Source organism: Paraburkholderia adhaesiva (assembly GCF_021390575.1).
Lineage (GTDB): Bacteria > Pseudomonadota > Gammaproteobacteria > Burkholderiales > Burkholderiaceae > Paraburkholderia > Paraburkholderia adhaesiva.
Map to the genome: position 1 here is coordinate 532,849 of NZ_JAJEJQ010000001.1, position 16,887 is coordinate 549,735.

Here is a 16,887-nt window from a genome sequence, read left to right on the forward strand (position 1 = left end):
TTTGCGTATGTGACTCAGCGTGCGAGGCCGCTTCGTTGCCCTCAGTTGCCGCTGCCGCTCGCGACGCGGCGCAGCTTGACGCTTTCCGCGAGTCCTTCGAGCACGGCCACGCTTTCGTCCCAGCCGATGCAAGCATCGGTGATGCTCTGGCCATACGTGAGCGCGCAACCCTCCTTCAGGTCCTGGCGGCCCGCTACCAGGTGCGATTCGACCATCACGCCGACGATGCGCTCGTCGCCCGCCGCGATCTGGCGGCCCATATCGGCGCAAACGGGAATCTGGTTCTCGTGCTTCTTCGAGCTGTTCGCGTGGCTCGCGTCGATCATCAGGCGCGCGGCGAGGCCGGCCTTGCCGATGTCGGTGCAAGCGGCGTTCACGCTGTCGGCGTCGTAATTCGGTGTTTTGCCGCCGCGCAGGATAACGTGGCAGTCCTCATTACCTGCCGTCGAGACGATGGCCGAATGCCCACCCTTCGTCACCGAGAGGAAATGGTGCGGCTGCGAAGCGGCCTTGATCGCATCGACGGCGATTTTCACGTTGCCGTCCGTGCCGTTCTTGAAGCCGACCGGGCACGACAACCCCGACGCCAGTTCGCGGTGCACCTGCGATTCGGTCGTGCGCGCACCGATCGCGCCCCACGAGATCAGGTCGGCGATGTACTGCGGGCTGATCATGTCGAGATACTCGGTGCCGGCGGGCAGGCCCAGCTCGTTGATGCTCACGAGCAGTTCGCGCGCGGTGCGCAGGCCGTCGTTGATCTTGAAGCTGTTGTCGAGATACGGGTCGTTGATGAGGCCCTTCCAGCCCACCGTCGTGCGCGGCTTTTCGAAGTACACGCGCATCACGATTTCCAGTTCCCCCGCGAAACGCTTACGCAGCGGCAGCAGCTTTTCAGCGTATTCGACCGCTGCCTTCGTGTCGTGGATCGAGCACGGACCAATCACGACGATCAGACGGTCGTCCATGCCGTGCAGGATGCGGTGCAGCGACTGGCGCGCCTCGTAGATCAGGGTCGACGCGGCCTCGGAGCACGGGAATTCGCGGATCAGGTGCGCGGGCGGCGTGAGCTCTTTCAATTCCCGGATGCGGACGTCGTCGGTATTGTGCGGGGGCATGGCTGGTTCTCCTGATCCTGTTTGTAGCGTGCGAGGCTGCGAAAATCGGTTAGATGAAAATTGCTGCTCGGTTACGTAGATGGGGCGAAAAAAAACCGCCAGTTTTGCTGGCGGTTTCTCGTGTATTCGGGTCTTGCGCGTACTATCAACCCTCTCGATCCGCCAGCGGTCTGAGATACCAGAAGAAATAAAAATAAAACTTCGTGGCGGTCATGGCAAAAGCGATGTCGAAAGTGACTCTGGAACGTGAAGTTCGTCGAAAAGGTTGATTGCCTTTATAACCCGATCAAGCTGGCGCTGGCAAGCGCTGCGGTGCAAAAACGCGGGTTTCGCGCGGATATGTCGCGTAATGTGCAGAATAATTGCACGGCGATGCGGATTTTCCGCATCGCCGTGCATGAAATCAGACGGTGCCGCCCACGGTCATGCGATCGATACGCAAAGTCGGCTGGCCGACGCCGACCGGCACGCTCTGACCTTCCTTGCCGCACACGCCGACGCCGGAGTCCAGCTTCATGTCGTTGCCGATCATGCTCACGTACTTGAGCGACTCGGGCCCGCTGCCGATCAGCGTCGCGCCCTTCACCGGATACGTGATCTTGCCGTCCTCGATCATGTAGGCCTCGGAGGCCGAAAACACGAACTTGCCGTTCGTGATGTCGACCTGGCCGCCGCCGAAATTCACCGCGTAGAGGCCGTTCTTCACCGAAGCGATGATCTCCCGCGGGTCCTTGTCACCGTTCAGCATGTAGGTGTTCGTCATGCGCGGCATCGGCAGCGCGGCGTACGACTCGCGGCGCGCGTTGCCGGTCACCGGCATGTTCATGAGGCGCGCGTTGAGCGAGTCCTGGATGTAGCCCTTCAGGATGCCGTCCTCGATCAGCGTCGTGCACTGCGTCGGGTTGCCTTCGTCGTCGATGTTGAGCGAGCCGCGGCGGTTCGGCAGCGTGCCGTCGTCTACGACCGTCACGCCCTTCGCGGCGACCCGTTCGCCGATGCGTCCCGCGAACGCCGACGAGCCCTTGCGGTTGAAGTCGCCTTCGAGCCCATGGCCGATCGCTTCGTGCAGCAGTACGCCGGGCCAGCCCGGGCCGAGCACGACGGTCATCGCGCCAGCCGGGGCGGGGCGCGCTTCCAGATTGACGAGTGCCGCGTGAACCGCGTCGTCGACGTACTTCGCGAGCACGTCGTCGGTGAAGTAGCTGTAGTCGAAGCGACCGCCGCCGCCGCCGTTGCCGATTTCGCGGCGGCCGTTCTGCTCTGCGATCACCGTGACCGACACGCGCACGAGCGGGCGGATGTCCGCCGCGAGCGCGCCGTCGCTGCGCGCGACGAGCACGACGTCGTATTCGCCCGCGAGCGCGGCCATCACCTGCGTGATGCGCGGGTCACGCCCGCGCGCCATCTGCTCGATGCGCTCGAGCAGCTTGACCTTTTCGGTGGCGTCGAGCGAGGCGAGCGGATCGGACGGTAGATACAGATCGCGGCCGCCGATGCCCTTGAGCGACGTCGCCACCTTGATCTTCTGCTTGCCGCCGCCTGCTTTCGCGATCGAACGCGTGGCGATGGCGGCCTGGCGGATCGCTTCGGGCGAGAGGTCGTCCGAGTAGGCGAACGCCGTGCGCTCGCCGGACACGGCGCGCACGCCGACGCCCTGGTCGATGCTGAAGCTGCCCGACTTGACGATGCCTTCTTCAAGGCTCCACGCTTCACTGCGCGTGGCCTGGAAGTAGAGGTCGGCGTAGTCGACGCGATGCGTGAAGATCTCGCCGAGCGTGCGCGTCAGCACTGCCTCGTCGAGGCCGTAGGGCGCGAGGAGCACATCCTTCGCGGTCGCCAGATTGCGAATGCTGGGTTCGATGATGTTCATGCGTTCGGTATGGAAAGTCCGATAAGTAGATTCGGGCGGGGTGCCGCTTTTCAAGTTGGGCTGCTGCTCGATTGCCGGGTGTGTGGTCGCTGTGCCGTTTCAGTGCGCTCAGTTGCAGTCGAGCACGCGATGTCGCCACGCGGGCAGACTCGCGCGTACGGCGGCGATGCGTTCAAGGTCGACGTCACCTGCCACCACGCCGGGGCCTTCGTCGAGTACGTCGATAACGTCGCCCCAGGGGTCGATCAGCATGGTGTGGCCCCAGGTGCGGCGGCCGTTTTCGTGTTCGCCGCCTTGCGCCGCCGCGAGCACGTAGCACTGGTTTTCGACGGCGCGGGCGCGCAGCAGCGTCTCCCAGTGGGCACGGCCCGTTGTGTACGTGAACGCGGACGGCACCACGATCAGCGCGCAATCGCCCATGCGGCGGTACAGCTCCGGAAAGCGCAGATCGTAGCAGACCGACAGGCCGACACGGCCGAACGGCGCGTCGAACGTGCGGACTTCGGTGCCGGGGCGGATCGTGCGGGCTTCGTCGAACGATTCCTTGCCTTTCTCGAAGCTGAACAGGTGGATCTTGTCGTAGCGCGCCACTTCCTCGCCGCGCGGATTGAAGACTAGCGTCGTGTTCAGCACGCGGTTTTCTTCCGGAGCCGGATCGGGCACGAGCAGGGGCAGCGTGCCGCCGATCACCCATACGTCGTGCTTCGACGCCATATCCGCGAGAAAACGCTGTATCGGCCCGTCGCCGTATGGTTCGCGGACCTTCAGCTTGTCGCTGTCCTTGTGCCCCATGAAGCAGAAGTATTCGGGCAGCAACACGAGACGCGCGCCCTTCGCGGCGGCCTCGGCGATCAGGCGTGAAGCTTCGGCCAGATTGCGCTCAGGGTCGGGCGTGCTGACCATCTGCAATGCGGCAACGCGAAACGGCGAGGTGGGGGAAGGGCTCATCAATGGATCTTGACCTGGCTCTGAAACGAGGCCGCGCATTCACGCAATGCGGCGGCGGGGTGGCCGGCGGTGCCGGGGCGCCGTTTCGGCCGGGACGACTGGCGTTACGTGCAATCCGGCCGTGTGGTTTCTGTGCTGCGGGACGCTACATGTTGTACTAACCGTGATCGCTCGCTGCGCGCATCCACCGGGGAAACACCGCGCAAGCGCCGCGCCCGCCCGATGCCGTATTGCCATCAGTGCGCGGCGGCTGCGGGCTTTTGCGCGTCAATCTTACCCTGATCGCCGCGCAGCCGCTCGATGTGCGGGTGGGACCACGAGCCGGTGATCGCGTAGTCGATCGTGAAGGCCGATTCGAGCGTATGCGAGAGCGCAAAGTCGGCCACGAGGGCGCCGAGGCCGATCAGCGGATTGATGATCGCCGCTGCGATGACGCCTGCTCCGACGCTGAGGGTCGGGGCGACGCGAACGTGCAGATCCTGGGTCTCGTGCACGAGATCCACGGTGCCGGTCATCTGGGCCCGGCCCGGTGCCGTGATGAGCCTGAAGTCGTTGGTGTGGCCGACACCGTCCTCGATCTGGCCCGTGCCGGTGACGCTGGTGAAAGGCAGGCCTTCACCGATCACGTCGCGGAAATCAGTGGTCGCGAAGCGCGCGAGGCTCTGCAGGCTCAGCACGCCAAGCAGTCTCGCCACGCCCGGATCGACCTTGAGGATCTGGCCGTGGCGCAGATCGACGGCCAGGTTGCCGTCGAGCGTCGGGTAATCGATCTGCGACGGGCCGCCGTGCCAGCTCACGTCGCCTGTGAGCGTGCCTCTGCCGCCCTTGAGCGTGCGCGGCATGCCCGCGCGTTCGAGCAGCGCGCCCGCGTCGAGGATGTCGAGATGGAACTCGAGCGCGGTGCGGCGCGGCGTCGGTATGTCCTCGCCGGCGACTTCGCTGGACGTGCGCCAGTTCCCCGTGGCGCTGAGGTGGGCGTCCGGGTTGCTGATGTCGAGCGCGTCTAGCTGCCAGACCGGTTCGCCGTTGTCGTCGAAATTGTGCGCGTTGACCTGCAGGCGGCCCAGGTCGCGGCCGCGCACGATCAGCTGGTTCACGACGAGGTCGATGGCCGGCATGTTCTGCATCGGCGCCGAGATCGCCCGGCCGATCAGGTCGTTTTCCGTGGCGGCCGGCACGACGAGGCGCGCGAGGCGCGCTTCCAGAGTGCCGGGCGTGCCGGGGACGGGACCGGGCTTCCACGAGAGGTGGCCGGAAACCTGGTTTGACGCGAGGTTCGCCTGCCAGTCCCTGCCGCTGCGCGTGGCGCCGACGACAACGTTTTCCCAATGGCGCTTGAGAAGCGTGAGCGTGCCGACGTGAACGGCAAAGCGCGACGGCACGTATTGCGCGAATGCGCCGCCGGGCATGAACTGGGCTACGGGGGACGAAGCGGCGTCTGCGGAGGCGGCGGACGAAGCGGCTTCGCTGGCCGGAGTGGTCGGGGCAGCCGTGGTGGTCGCGGCGGTGGTGGCGCTGGCCGTTGCGGTCCGGCCTCGGTCGGCGGTGGACGTCGGCAACGCGCCGCGTTCACGCGATGTGGCGAGCGCAGCAGCATCGGCAGACGAAGCGCGGCCCGGACTCGGCGGCGTGACTACCGGCGCTGCGTCAGCCGCGGACTGGCGTGCAGGCGCGGAGCTTGCCGCTGCGGAGTTTGTCGCCGGTATCGCGCCGGTGCCTGTGCCGCTGGCGGCAGCAGCACCCGCGCTCGCACCCGTCGCCGTGCCACGAATCTCCTGCACGACGCGACGCCATGCGTCGGCGTCGAATGTCGGGATGTCGATGGTTGCCATCACGCCTTCCGATGGCAGATCCGCGGGACGGTTCATCGCGATCACGCCACGCACGACGTCCGGCACGTGCCCCGGCACGCGACGCATCACGTAGCGCGCCACCAGCGGCCCGAGCGTCACGTCCGCGTGCTGGAATGCCGCCGGATTCCCGGCGTCGGTGCCGTCGCCCGTGCCCGGCTGCAGTTCGGCGCGCAGTGGCATCGGTTGTCCGGCGGGCTTGCCGAACGGCGCGGGCAGGTCGAGTGCGAGATCAGTCAGATCCGAACTCGCCTTCACGTCCGGGAGATGCCCCTGCCTGCCGCTCACGCTCAACGCGTAAGGCGCCGCGCCGCTCATGCGCCCGAGCGCGGCCGCTGCCGCGCCGCGCAGGTTCAACCCGCGCGCCGCATCGACGGCGACATCGCCCGAGACGTCGAACGCATAGCTGCCATCCGGGCGCAGTGCGCCGCTGGCGCGCAGCGCACCGCCGAGAAAGCGGGCCGTCAGGTGCTCGACCTGCGCGCTGTGGTTGGCGAAGCGGACCTTGCCGGTGAGATTCGAGACTGGCGGCACGTTGTCGGCGGCAAGCTCGTTGTTCTCGAATCCGATCGTGCCTTCCGCGCGCACCTTGGGCATGGGGATGCGCGGGATGTCCAGTGTGAGCGCAAGCGATGCGGGCCCTTGCGCGCGCACCTTTTCCCCGACGTGCTTCGACATGTAGCCGATCGAGCTGTTGTTCGCGTAGTCGAGCAGATCCGCGAGCGGTCCGCGGCCGGCGCCCGTGATGACGAGATCCGACGCTTTCGTGCCGAGGTCGTCGATGCGGCCATTTACGTCGCGCAGGACGAAGTTGCGATAGCGGCCGCGCGCGACGTCGAAGCGCAGCTTGTTTTCGTGGAGCGTGAACACGCCGTCGATATCGTCGAATGCGGGCCACACGTTCGGCGCGCCGTTCCTGAGCGTGCGCGGCGGGAACGGTGTCGGGTCGAAGCGTCCGCGCGTGAACGGCGCGACGATGCGGAACTGCCCCGCATCGGGTGCACGCGAGTACGGGAACAGGGTGAGGTCGCCGTGGACCTCGATCGTGGCGCCCTTCGAGACGCCCCCCTGCAGGCTGTGCCCAAGATAGTTGCGGGTCTTTTCGGTCAAGCCTGTCGGCAGGTAGCGCGGGATCGCCCGGACCTGCGCCGTCTCGAAGTCGGCCTTCAGGTCGAGCGCGCCGCGGCCGTGGCCCGGGTTCGAGTAGTGAGCCGTCATCGTCGCGCGAGCGTCTTCGTTCTGGACACCGAACGTCGAGACATCGACCACGAAGGCCTTGTGCAGTTCGCCCGGTTCGCGCTTGTCCGCGACCGTCCATTTGCCCGCGCCGTAGAGCCGGTCGAACATGAGGCGCGGATTGTCGAATACACCTGGCAGCGTCACGGCGGCTTTCGCCGTGTCGAGCTGGAACGTGCCGCGCTTTTCATCGGCGTCGATATGGCCCCAAAAATTTTCGAAGCCAGGTAGACCCGCACGCGGGTGGCCGCGCGGTGTGAGGCCCGGCCCCGGTTCCTGAGCCGCCAGACTGATGCCCTGAAGGTCGCCCTTGAAGCGGTAGTGGGTCACCGGCTCGACAATGGGCGCGCGCTGCTCCGAGGCAGCCTCGCCCGATTCGGGCGTCGCGCGTTCGAGCGCCAGGTCGTAGTTCGCGACGAGGCCCTGTGGGTTGTATCGCAGCAGCGCATTGAGCACGCGTCCCGGCAGCGGCAGCGCGCGCATGAATTCCGCGAGGATGCCGAGGTCGATGCGATCGCCCGCCACGCTGATCAACTGGCCATGCTGGAGCGTTTGCTGCCGGAAGCGGCCGTCGAGCGTGGTGAGCGCAAGCGTTCGTATGAGCGGCGTGCCGTCGTCGAGCGGCGGCTGGCCGAGTTCGGCGTGGAAGTCGCGCAGTTGCAGCGTGTAGTCGTCGGGCTGCACGCCCACACGCCAGTCGAAGTGCGCGATGGGCAGGTTGAGGCGCGGCTGCGTCGGACGGACTTGCAGCGAGACGTCCCTGCCGTCGAGCACGCCGGTCGCCGAGAGCAGGTGGCCAGACGCGAAGTGCGCCCAGATCGCGTTGTCGATGCGGCCTGCATAAGTTGCGATCGGTATCTTGATGTAGCCGGCGAGCGTCGGTAAATCGACGGGGCCCGTCGAGAGATACGCGTTGCCGCTCCAGTCGGCGGGCTTGCCGGCCTGGGTATCGCGTGCATGCTTGAAGTGCGCGCGGAAGTCGAGCGGTCCGTGGAGCACGGTGCCCTCGCTCGGCGCCTGTAGCGCGACGCGGTGGTCGTAGCCGTCGTTGAGGATCGCGAGGCGGATGTCGTGGAGCGCGAGATCGGGCACGTCGCGCGTCGCGTCGTGCCAGCGCAGTGTGCCGCCGCGTAGCACGATGGCCTGCTGGCGCATGAGCCAGGTGGTGAACGTCGCGTTGCCCGTGTGGGTGGTCGGCACCGGCACGCCCGCTATGGTGAGCGTGCCGTCGTCCTCGCGTGCGATCAGCACGTCGGGTTTCTCCACCGTCATGCTCGACAGCAGCGGATCGAAAGTGACGACCGAGCGCCACGAGACCGTCGCCGTGGCGTGTGGCACGCGCAGCGCGACGGCGCCGTTGCGATCGCGGATCGTGAGGTCGGTGACGTCGATGCCGGGCTGGAAGCCGAGCCAGTGCGGCCCGAGCTTGCCAATGCGGAACTCGGCGTGGATCCGGTCCGAGACGACGGCTTCGATGCGAGGCCGGAAATGGTCGATGTGCGGCAGGACGACGTAACGCAGTCCGAGCAGCAGCGCCGCGACGATGAAATAAAGGACGAGCGCAATGGCGGCCAGCACGCGCAGCGTGTGGCGCAGCACCGGATGGTGGTGCTCGGCCGCATCCGGGGTCTCCCGGGTGGCATGTCCGGTTTGATGCGGGCCGGCGGGATCGTTTCGCTCGGACATGCTGCTGCGGGTACGGTGTGATAGCGTTGCGTTCTGACCACGAAATGTATCACATGGGGCCGTGGTGACGGACATCCGGAGATCACTGGGTGGCTGCGCCGCGCGTCTTGCGCACCTGCAGTTTGCATGTGTTTGCACGCGTTTGCGCTGTACTGTTGCGTGATTTTGCAGTGACCCCGGCCAACAGGCCGGTCCGCCAGCAAACGCGCGCGCCGCCGCCGTGCCCCAGCGAGCCACGCTTTCATGACCGACCTGCCTCTTCTCAGTGCCACCTATTCCCGCTACGCGACGCGCGCGTATGCGGCCCGTCCCGATCTCGCAGAGCAGGTCAGGTCGCTGGCCGCCGAGCCGATTACGCGCGAGCGTCTCGTTGCGCGCCTCGACGCGTTGTGCGCGCAGGCGGGCGGCATGCCTGGCGTGCCGCTCACCGACGAGCAGTTGAAGAAAGCGCTGCGCCAGCTGCGCGTCGAGACGATCTGCGCCGTCATGGAGCGCGACCTCGGGCGCGTGGCCGACGTCGGTGAAGTCACCGGAACGATGACCGACCTGGCCGAAGTCGCGATCCAGCGCGCGCTGGCGGTCCTCAGCGCCGACCTCGAAGCGCTTTTTGGCGAGCCGCGCGGGCCGAACGGCGAGCGTCTTACGCTCGGCGTCGTCGGCATGGGCAAGCTGGGCGGGCGTGAGCTGAACGTTTCGTCGGATATCGACCTCATCTTCGTCTACGAGGACGACGGCGAAACGACGGGCGGCCAGCGCTCGCCCATCGCGGCGCAGGACTTTTTCACGCGCATGGGCAAGCGCCTGATCGGCGCGCTCTCCGATGTGACCGCAGATGGCTTCGTGTTCCGCGTCGACATGCGGTTGCGGCCGAACGGCGACTCGGGGCCGCTCGTGTGCAGCCTCGGCATGCTCGAAGAATATTTTTACGTGCAGGGCCGCGAGTGGGAGCGCTATGCGTGGATAAAGGGGCGCCTCGTTTCGGAGGAGGAGAGCGAGAGCGGGCTGCGCCTCGCCTCGCAGCTCGATGCGCTCGTGAAGCCGTTCGTGTACCGGCGCTACCTGGACTTCGGCGTGATCAGCGCGATCCGGTCGCTGCACGTCCAGATCCGCCACGAAGCGCAGCGCCGCGCCCACATGCGCCCTGACAAGGCAGACGACATCAAGCTCGGGCGCGGCGGCATCCGCGAGATCGAGTTCAGCGCCCAGGTGTTCCAGCTGATCCGCGGCGGCCAGGACGCGGGTTTTCGCGTGCGGCCGACGCTCGCCGTGCTCGGGTACGCCGCGGCGCGTGGACTGATCGCCCATGAGGTCTGCACGGACCTCTCGCGCGCATACAACTTCTTGCGCGAACTGGAACACCGTCTGCAATACCGCGACGATGCGCAGACGCATGCCATGCCGGTCGATCCGGCTGAGCGCGCGCTGCTGGCGGGCTCGATGGGCTTTGACGACTATGCCTCACTGATGACTGTACTCGACGCCCATCGCGACGTAGTGGAGCGCCAGTTCGACCAGATCTTCGCCGACAAGGCCAACGGCGACGGCAGCGCTGCGTCCGATGACGCAGTGGGCGCGGCCGTGTGGAGCGAGGTACTCGCGGAAGACGGCACCGACGATGAGCTGCTCGAACTCCTTGGCGGGCTTGGCATCGACGATCCGGCGCCGCTGCTTTCGAGGCTGCGCGGGATGTGGCGTTCGTCGCGTTACGCTGGGCTGCCTGAGAAGAGCCGCCAGCGTTTTGACAGCGTGGCGCAGCGCGCGCTCGAAGCCGCGCGGACGCTGGAGCCCCGCGAGCGGCGCGGCGACACGCTCGTGCGCATGTTCGACCTGCTCGACGCGGTGGGCCGGCGCGGGGCCTACCTCGCGCTGCTCACCGAATACCCGGACGCGCTCAACCGTGTGCTGAAGGTGCTGGGCGCGACGCGCTGGGGAGCGGGCTATCTGATCCGCCATCCTCAGCTGCTCGACGAACTGCTCGACGACGAAGCCATCGCCACACCGTTCGACTGGCCCGAGTTCTCGCGCCACTTGCGTCTGCGGCTCGCCGCGGCTGCGGACGTCGAGCAGCAGATGGACCTGCTGCGCCACGCGCACCAGGCCGAAGTGTTTCGCATCCTGCTGAACGATCTGGGAGGGCTGCTCTCCGTCGAGCATGTGAGCGACCAGCTCTCGGCGCTCGCGGATGCGGTGCTCGACGTGACCATCGAAGCGGTCTGGCAGCAGTTTCCGAAACGTCACCGCGAAGTGCCGCGTTTCGCTGCGATTGCGTATGGCAAGCTGGGCGGCAAGGAACTCGGTTACGCATCGGATCTCGACCTGATCTTCCTCTACGACGACGATGACGAGCGTGCTTCGGAAATCTACGCATTGTTCGCGCGCCGCCTCATTACGTGGCTGACCACGGCAACGGGCGCGGGCACGCTGTTCGATATCGATCTGCGGCTGCGGCCGAACGGCGAATCGGGGATGCTCGTCACCGATCTCGACGCGTTCCGCCGCTATCAGCTACGCGAGGGCGACGCGGCGAACACGGCGTGGGTGTGGGAGCATCAGGCGCTGACGCGTGCGCGGTTTTCGGCTGGTGACGAAGCGATCGGCAACGCGTTCGAGGCGATCCGCGTCCAGGTGCTCACGACATCGCGCGATGCAGCGCCGCTCGCGAAGGAAATCGTCGAGATGCGTCAGCGCGTGGAGGACGGCCATCCCAATCACACCGAGCTTTTCGATCTGAAGCACGACCGCGGTGGCATGGTCGATATCGAGTTCCTGGTGCAGTACTGGGTGCTGCTGCACGCTGCACAGGACCCCGAACTGATCCGCAACACGGGCAACATCGCGCTGTTGCGCGAGGTGTCGCGCTTCGGACTGATGGGTGAAGAAGAGGCAGAAACGATCGGTTCGGCGTACCGGCTATATCGTAAGCTGCAGCACCGTGTGCGGCTCGACGGCATGGAAGTCGCGCGCGTCGAGCCGGAGCGCGTCGAGGCGCAGCGCGACGCGGTGCTGGCGTTGTGGAAGCGGGTGTTCGGCGATCGGGGTTGATGCCGCGGGCGCGCGGACGTGGCCGCCGCGCCGCGGATCGCGCTTACGCCGCCAGCATTTCCTTGGCGTGACGCCTCGTCGTGGCGGTGATTTCGAGTCCGCCCAGCATACGCGCCACTTCCTCGACGCGCCCGGGTTTGTCGAGCGTCGTGACGAGCGAGAGTGTGCCGCCGTTTCCGTCGCTCGCCTTCGAGACCTGGAAGTGATGCTCGCCGCGCGCGGCGACCTGCGGCAAGTGCGTGACGCATAGCACCTGACGCTCGCGCCCGAGTTGATGGAGCAGCCTGCCGACCACTTCCGCGACGCCGCCTCCAATGCCGGTGTCGACTTCGTCGAAGATCAGCGTCGGCGTGGGGCTCGCGGCGCTTGCGATCACGGCGAGGGCGAGACTGATCCGCGCGAGTTCGCCACCTGAGGCGATCTTCGCGAGCGGCCGCAACGGCACGCCCGCGTGGCCCGCCACGCGAAATTCGATCTGCTCAAGACCATGCGCGCCGCCGCCTTCGCCGCCGGCACCGTTCGCGAGCGGCACCAGCGCGACTTCGAAACTGCCGCCCTTCATCGAGAGTTCCTGCATGCCTTGCGTCACCGCCGCGCCAAGCGCTTTCGCGGCCTTCTCGCGCGCCTTCGAGAGCTGCTTCGCTTCGACGAGATACGCCTCGTGGGCGCGATCCGCTGCGGCGCGCAGGCCGTCGAGATCGGCGGCGGCGTCGAGCGTCGCGAGTTGCGCGCGCCGCGCCGCGTGTTCTTCCGGCAGCGACTCGGCCTGAAGACGGAACTTGCGCGCTGCCGAATGCAGCGCGTCGAGGCGCTTCTCCACCTGCGCGAGCCGCTCGGGATCAAGCTCGAGCCGTTGCGCGTAGTGCGAGAGCGAGTACGAGGCTTCCTGCAACTGGATCGCAGCCGGTTCGAGCGCAGCGAGTGCATCGCCGAGCGCCGGGTCGATCTCCGCGAGATCGCGAAGCTTCGAAACGATCGAGTTCAGATGCGAGATCATTGCCTCGTCCGACTCGGACAGGGCGGCAAGCGCACCTTGCACGCCATCGATCAGATTCGCCGAATGCGAGAGCCGCCGATGCTCGGCGTTCACTTCCTCCCACTCGCCCGGCTGTGGCGCGAGCTTGTCGAGTTCGGCTAGCTGCCATGCGAGCCGTTCGCGTTCTAGCTGCAGCTCGCGGTCGCGCGAGAGCGCGTGTTCGACGGCTTGGCGCGCGTCTCGCGCGGTGCGCCATGTGCGCGTGACGGCGGCAGCGAGGTCCGTGAGGCCCGCGTGGGTGTCGAAGAGTTCGCGCTGCGCGTCGGGCCGCATCAGCAACTGGTGCGCGTGCTGGCCGTGGATGTCCACGAGCATTTCGCCCACTTCGCGCAATTGCGCAAGCGTGGCGGGCGTTCCGTTGATGAACGCGCGCGAGCGTCCGCCGCTGTCCACGACGCGGCGCAGCATGACGACACCGTCGCCGTCGGGGCTCGCGAGCGCCTGCTCGTCGAGCCATGCGGCGACGTGCGGCGGCGCCTCGAATTCGGCCGTGATGTCGGCGCGCGTCTCGCCCGTGCGCACGACGCCGGCATCTGCGCGCACGCCGAGCGTCAGCGCCAGCGCATCGATCAGAATGGATTTGCCCGCGCCGGTTTCGCCGGAGAAGACGGAAAAGCCGCTGTCGAATTCGAGGTCGAGCGCCGCGACGATCACGAAGTCGCGAATCGAGAGATGACGGAGCATGGGTCCTGGCGTCTGGCTGCTGGCGTGTTGGATGGGCGTGTGGGTTGGGACGGCGTCAGTCTTCCGGGTCGTCGAGCAGCGACGGGTGTTCGTTCCAGTGGAGCTTCTTGCGCAGCGTCGCGTAATAGCTGTAGCCGACCGGGTGCAGGACCGTCACGGTATGGCGCGAGCGGCGCACCTCGATCACGTCGCCGAGTTCGAGCGACGTGAACGACTGCATGTCGAAGTTCACGTTGACGTCGCGGCCCGAAACGATCTGGATGCTCACCTTGCAGTCGTCCGGCAGCACGATCGGGCGATTCGAGAGCGCGTGCGGCGCGATCGGCACGAGCACGATGCCCTTGAGCTGCGGATGCAGGATCGGCCCGTTCGACGAGAGCGCGTAGGCGGTCGATCCTGTGGGCGTCGAAACGATCAGTCCGTCCGAGCGCTGGTTGTACATGAAACGGCCATCGACGTTCACGCGTAGCTCCGCCATGCCGGAGAAGCCGCTGCGGTTCACGACGACGTCGTTGAACGCGACCGCGTGATAGATCGGCTCGCCGTCGCGTGTGATGCGCGACTCCAGCAGCATGCGCTCCTCCCGCTCGAACGAGCCGGCGAGCAGTTGCGGCACGACCTCCTGCATATCCTTGAACGGGATGTCGGTGATGAAGCCGAGCCGCCCATGGTTGATGCCGATGAGCGGTGTACCGTAGGGCGCGAGCTGGCGGCCGATGCCGAGCATCGTACCGTCGCCGCCGAGCACGACGGCGACATCCGCGCGCGTGCCGATTTCGTCGGGCTGGAGCGCGGGATAGCCGCTTGCGCCGATTTCCTGGGCTGTTTGCGCCTCGAACACCACCGCGAAACCGAGCTTCGAGATGGTCTGAGCGAGCGCGATCAACGGCTCGCCGATGCCCGGCGTCTGGCTGCGTCCGACAAGCGCAACGGTCTTGAACTGGCTGTGAATCTTCTGGGTCTGCATGCCGGCATTACACCATAGTCAGGTCATGAAAAGAACCTGGCGGCCCCCGCGGGCGGGCGGCGGCGCCTCGCGCATTTCCCGTTAAAATCGGTGACGTGGTGATGACAGCTTCGCGCGTCACAGTCGCTTCCGGGCAATGATGCTCCGGCGGCGCCCGGCGCGGCCGGGCGTGCACTCGCCGCCGTCGCGCCATTAGGCTAAAATTTTCCCTCATGCTAGATCCCCGCGCACAAACCCTCCTCAAGACGCTGATCGAGCGCTACATCGCCGAAGGTCAGCCGGTCGGGTCGCGCACGCTTTCGCGCTATTCCGGCCTTGAATTGAGCCCGGCGACGATCCGCAATGTCATGTCGGATCTGGAGGAGCTGGGGCTGGTGTCCAGCCCGCACACGTCGGCGGGGCGCATACCTACGCCGCGCGGCTACCGTTTGTTCGTCGATACGATGCTCACCGTCGAGCACACGGCCGATGACGAAGCCGTCACGCGTGCCGTCAAGACGACGCTGCGCCCGGGTGAGCCGCAAAAAGTGGTGGCGGCCGCGGCGAGCGTGCTCTCGAATCTCTCGCAGTTCGCGGGCGTGGTGATGACGCCGCGACGCAGTCACGTGTTCAAGCAGATCGAGTTCATGCGTCTGTCGGACAAGCGCATCCTGCTCATCATCGTGACGCCTGAAGGCGACGTGCAAAACCGCATCATGGCGACGCAGCGCGATTTCGCGCCGTCGGAACTGATCGAAGCCTCGAACTACATCAACGCGCATTTCGCGGGCCTCTCGTTCGACGAAGTACGCCAGCGCCTGCGCGACGAAATCGACGCGCTGCGCGGCGACATGACCACGCTCATGCACGCGGCGGTGACCGCGAGCACCGACGAAACCGATACCGGCGAGACCGTGCTCATCTCGGGCGAGCGCAATCTGCTGGAAGTAGCCGATCTTTCCTCGGACATGGCGCGGCTTCGCCGGCTCTTCGACGTGTTCGACCAGAAAACGAGCCTGCTGCAGTTGCTCGACGTATCGAGCCACGCGCAGGGCGTCCAGATTTTCATTGGCGGCGAGTCGAATCTCGTGCCGATCGAGGAAATGAGCGTTGTCACGGCGCCGTATGAAGTCAACGGCAAGATCGTGGGCACGCTTGGCGTTATCGGCCCGACGCGCATGGCGTACAACCGTGTGATTCCCATCGTCGACATTACGGCGCGCCTCCTTTCGCTCACGCTCAGCCAGAACTGAGCACGTGATCATCATCGGGCAGTCGCGTGCGTCGCGCCATCGGCCGGACGGCCAGGTAGGCGCGTGTGACCCGGCCGCTATAATGTTTGCCTTGTGCAACTGTTGCCGCGTGCTCGCGCGGCGCAACTGACCGCCTATGCGTTTCGATCTGGAGCGGCCGCTGCAGTCGGCCGTCGCGCATCGCGTCGCGGTGCTGCTCATCAATCTGGGCACACCGGACGCACCCACGCCGCGTGCGGTGCGCCGCTATCTGGCCCAATTCCTTTCCGATCGTCGTGTGGTCGAGATTCCCGCGCCCGTCTGGCAGGTCATCCTGCGCGGGCTGATCCTGCCCATGCGCGGGCGCTCGTCGGCGAAAAAGTACGCGGCCGTCTGGACGCCCGAAGGCTCGCCGTTGCGCGTTCACACGCAGAAGCAGGCCGACGGCCTGCGCCAGCTGCTGCATGCGAACGACTACACGGTGATCGTCGATTACGCGATGCGCTATGGCACGCCCGACATCCCGGCGATGCTCAACCAGCTCAAGCTCGCGGGCGCGGAGCGCATCCTGCTCGTGCCGATGTATCCGCAGTACTCGGCCTCGACCACGGCCACCGCGTTCGACGCCGCGTTCGACGCGCTGCGGCGCATGCGCAACCAGCCGGAAATCCGCACCGTGCGCGCGTATCACGACCACCCGGCCTATATCGCGGCGCTCGCCGCGCAGGTCCACCAGTACTGGCACGCGCATGGACGGCCTGATTTCGCGGCGGGTGAGCGCCTCGTCTTGAGCTTCCACGGCGTGCCGAGCCGCACGCTCGACCTCGGCGACCCGTATCACGACCAGTGCCAGCAGACCGCGTCGCTGCTCATGCAAGCGCTCGGACTCACGCCCATCGAGTGCCGCGTCACGTTCCAGTCCCGTTTTGGCCGCGCGCAGTGGCTTCAGCCGGACACAGCGCCTACGTTGCGCGAGCTTGGCCAGGGCGGCGTGCGCCGTGTGGACGTCTTCTGCCCCGGGTTCACCGCCGACTGCCTCGAAACCATCGAGGAAATCGGCATGGAAGTGCGCGACGAATTCCTCAAGGCCGGCGGCAAGGAGTTCCACCGTATTCCTTGCCTGAACGCATCGACGGCGTGGATCGCCGCGCTCGGCGAAATCGTCGCGCAGAATCTGCAGGGATGGCCGGTGCAGGCCGCGTCGCCCGCACGCGCCGTTGCCTGAGCGGGCGCGTTCTTACT

Annotated in this window: 9 protein-coding genes; 3 read left to right on the forward strand and 6 right to left on the reverse strand. The window is 66.5% G+C overall.

The window, feature by feature from the left end; translation table 11 throughout:
• Positions 1-41: 41 nt before the first annotated feature.
• The 4 genes from aroG to L0U80_RS02500 form a co-directional block, all read right to left on the reverse strand.
• A complete protein-coding gene (gene aroG / locus L0U80_RS02485) occupies positions 42-1,115 on the reverse strand; it encodes a 3-deoxy-7-phosphoheptulonate synthase AroG (protein ID WP_233862301.1) in 1,074 nt (357 codons plus the stop codon).
• A 403-nt stretch (positions 1,116-1,518) separates the two neighbouring features.
• Complete coding sequence (gene tldD / locus L0U80_RS02490; RefSeq protein WP_233862302.1) at positions 1,519-2,985, reverse strand: metalloprotease TldD; 1,467 nt, start codon at positions 2,983-2,985, stop codon at positions 1,519-1,521.
• Positions 2,986-3,093: 108 nt separating this feature from the next.
• Positions 3,094-3,933, reverse strand: coding sequence for a carbon-nitrogen hydrolase family protein (locus tag L0U80_RS02495; protein WP_233862303.1), 840 nt, complete (start codon positions 3,931-3,933; stop codon positions 3,094-3,096).
• Positions 3,934-4,169: 236 nt separating this feature from the next.
• The gene (locus tag L0U80_RS02500; protein WP_233862304.1) at positions 4,170-8,705 is read right to left on the reverse strand and encodes a YhdP family phospholipid transporter; all 4,536 of its coding nucleotides are present in this window, start codon (positions 8,703-8,705) and stop codon (positions 4,170-4,172) included.
• Positions 8,706-8,948: 243 nt separating this feature from the next.
• Here L0U80_RS02500 and glnE point away from each other — a divergent pair, with 243 nt between their 5' ends.
• Positions 8,949-11,747, forward strand: coding sequence for a bifunctional [glutamate--ammonia ligase]-adenylyl-L-tyrosine phosphorylase/[glutamate--ammonia-ligase] adenylyltransferase (gene glnE / locus L0U80_RS02505; RefSeq protein ID WP_233862306.1), 2,799 nt, complete (start codon positions 8,949-8,951; stop codon positions 11,745-11,747).
• 43 nt (positions 11,748-11,790) lie between these two features.
• On the opposite strand, the gene recN is transcribed toward glnE, so the two are convergent.
• Together recN and L0U80_RS02515 are read right to left on the reverse strand one after the other, a co-directional pair.
• Positions 11,791-13,467 (reverse strand): DNA repair protein RecN, encoded by a 1,677-nt coding sequence (recN, locus tag L0U80_RS02510; protein ID WP_233862307.1) that lies wholly within the window; start codon positions 13,465-13,467, stop codon positions 11,791-11,793.
• Between the two features lie 55 nt (positions 13,468-13,522).
• The gene (locus tag L0U80_RS02515) at positions 13,523-14,434 is read right to left on the reverse strand and encodes an NAD kinase (RefSeq protein WP_233862308.1); all 912 of its coding nucleotides are present in this window, start codon (positions 14,432-14,434) and stop codon (positions 13,523-13,525) included.
• A 212-nt stretch (positions 14,435-14,646) separates the two neighbouring features.
• Between L0U80_RS02515 and hrcA the strand changes: the two genes are divergently transcribed.
• Together hrcA and hemH are read left to right on the forward strand one after the other, a co-directional pair.
• On the forward strand, positions 14,647-15,666 hold the full coding sequence (gene hrcA, locus L0U80_RS02520; protein ID WP_233862309.1) for a heat-inducible transcriptional repressor HrcA: 1,020 nt from the start codon (positions 14,647-14,649) through the stop codon (positions 15,664-15,666).
• Between the two features lie 136 nt (positions 15,667-15,802).
• Positions 15,803-16,870, forward strand: coding sequence for a ferrochelatase (gene hemH, locus L0U80_RS02525; RefSeq protein ID WP_233862310.1), 1,068 nt, complete (start codon positions 15,803-15,805; stop codon positions 16,868-16,870).
• The last annotated feature ends 17 nt before the right edge of the window (positions 16,871-16,887 follow it).

What these genes read in the sequence shown, in the direction of transcription:
- L0U80_RS02495 (WP_233862303.1), bottom strand. Translation starts at nt 3,933, where the DNA reads ATGAGCCCTTCCCCCACCTCGCCGTTTCGCGTTGCCGCATTGCAGATG.
- glnE (WP_233862306.1), top strand. Translation starts at nt 8,949, where the DNA reads ATGACCGACCTGCCTCTTCTCAGTGCCACCTATTCCCGCTACGCGACG.
- tldD (WP_233862302.1), bottom strand. Translation starts at nt 2,985, where the DNA reads ATGAACATCATCGAACCCAGCATTCGCAATCTGGCGACCGCGAAGGAT.
- hemH (WP_233862310.1), top strand. Translation starts at nt 15,803, where the DNA reads ATGCGTTTCGATCTGGAGCGGCCGCTGCAGTCGGCCGTCGCGCATCGC.
- L0U80_RS02500 (WP_233862304.1), bottom strand. Translation starts at nt 8,705, where the DNA reads ATGTCCGAGCGAAACGATCCCGCCGGCCCGCATCAAACCGGACATGCC.
- L0U80_RS02515 (WP_233862308.1), bottom strand. Translation starts at nt 14,434, where the DNA reads ATGCAGACCCAGAAGATTCACAGCCAGTTCAAGACCGTTGCGCTTGTC.
- aroG (WP_233862301.1), bottom strand. Translation starts at nt 1,115, where the DNA reads ATGCCCCCGCACAATACCGACGACGTCCGCATCCGGGAATTGAAAGAG.
- recN (WP_233862307.1), bottom strand. Translation starts at nt 13,467, where the DNA reads ATGCTCCGTCATCTCTCGATTCGCGACTTCGTGATCGTCGCGGCGCTC.
- hrcA (WP_233862309.1), top strand. Translation starts at nt 14,647, where the DNA reads ATGCTAGATCCCCGCGCACAAACCCTCCTCAAGACGCTGATCGAGCGC.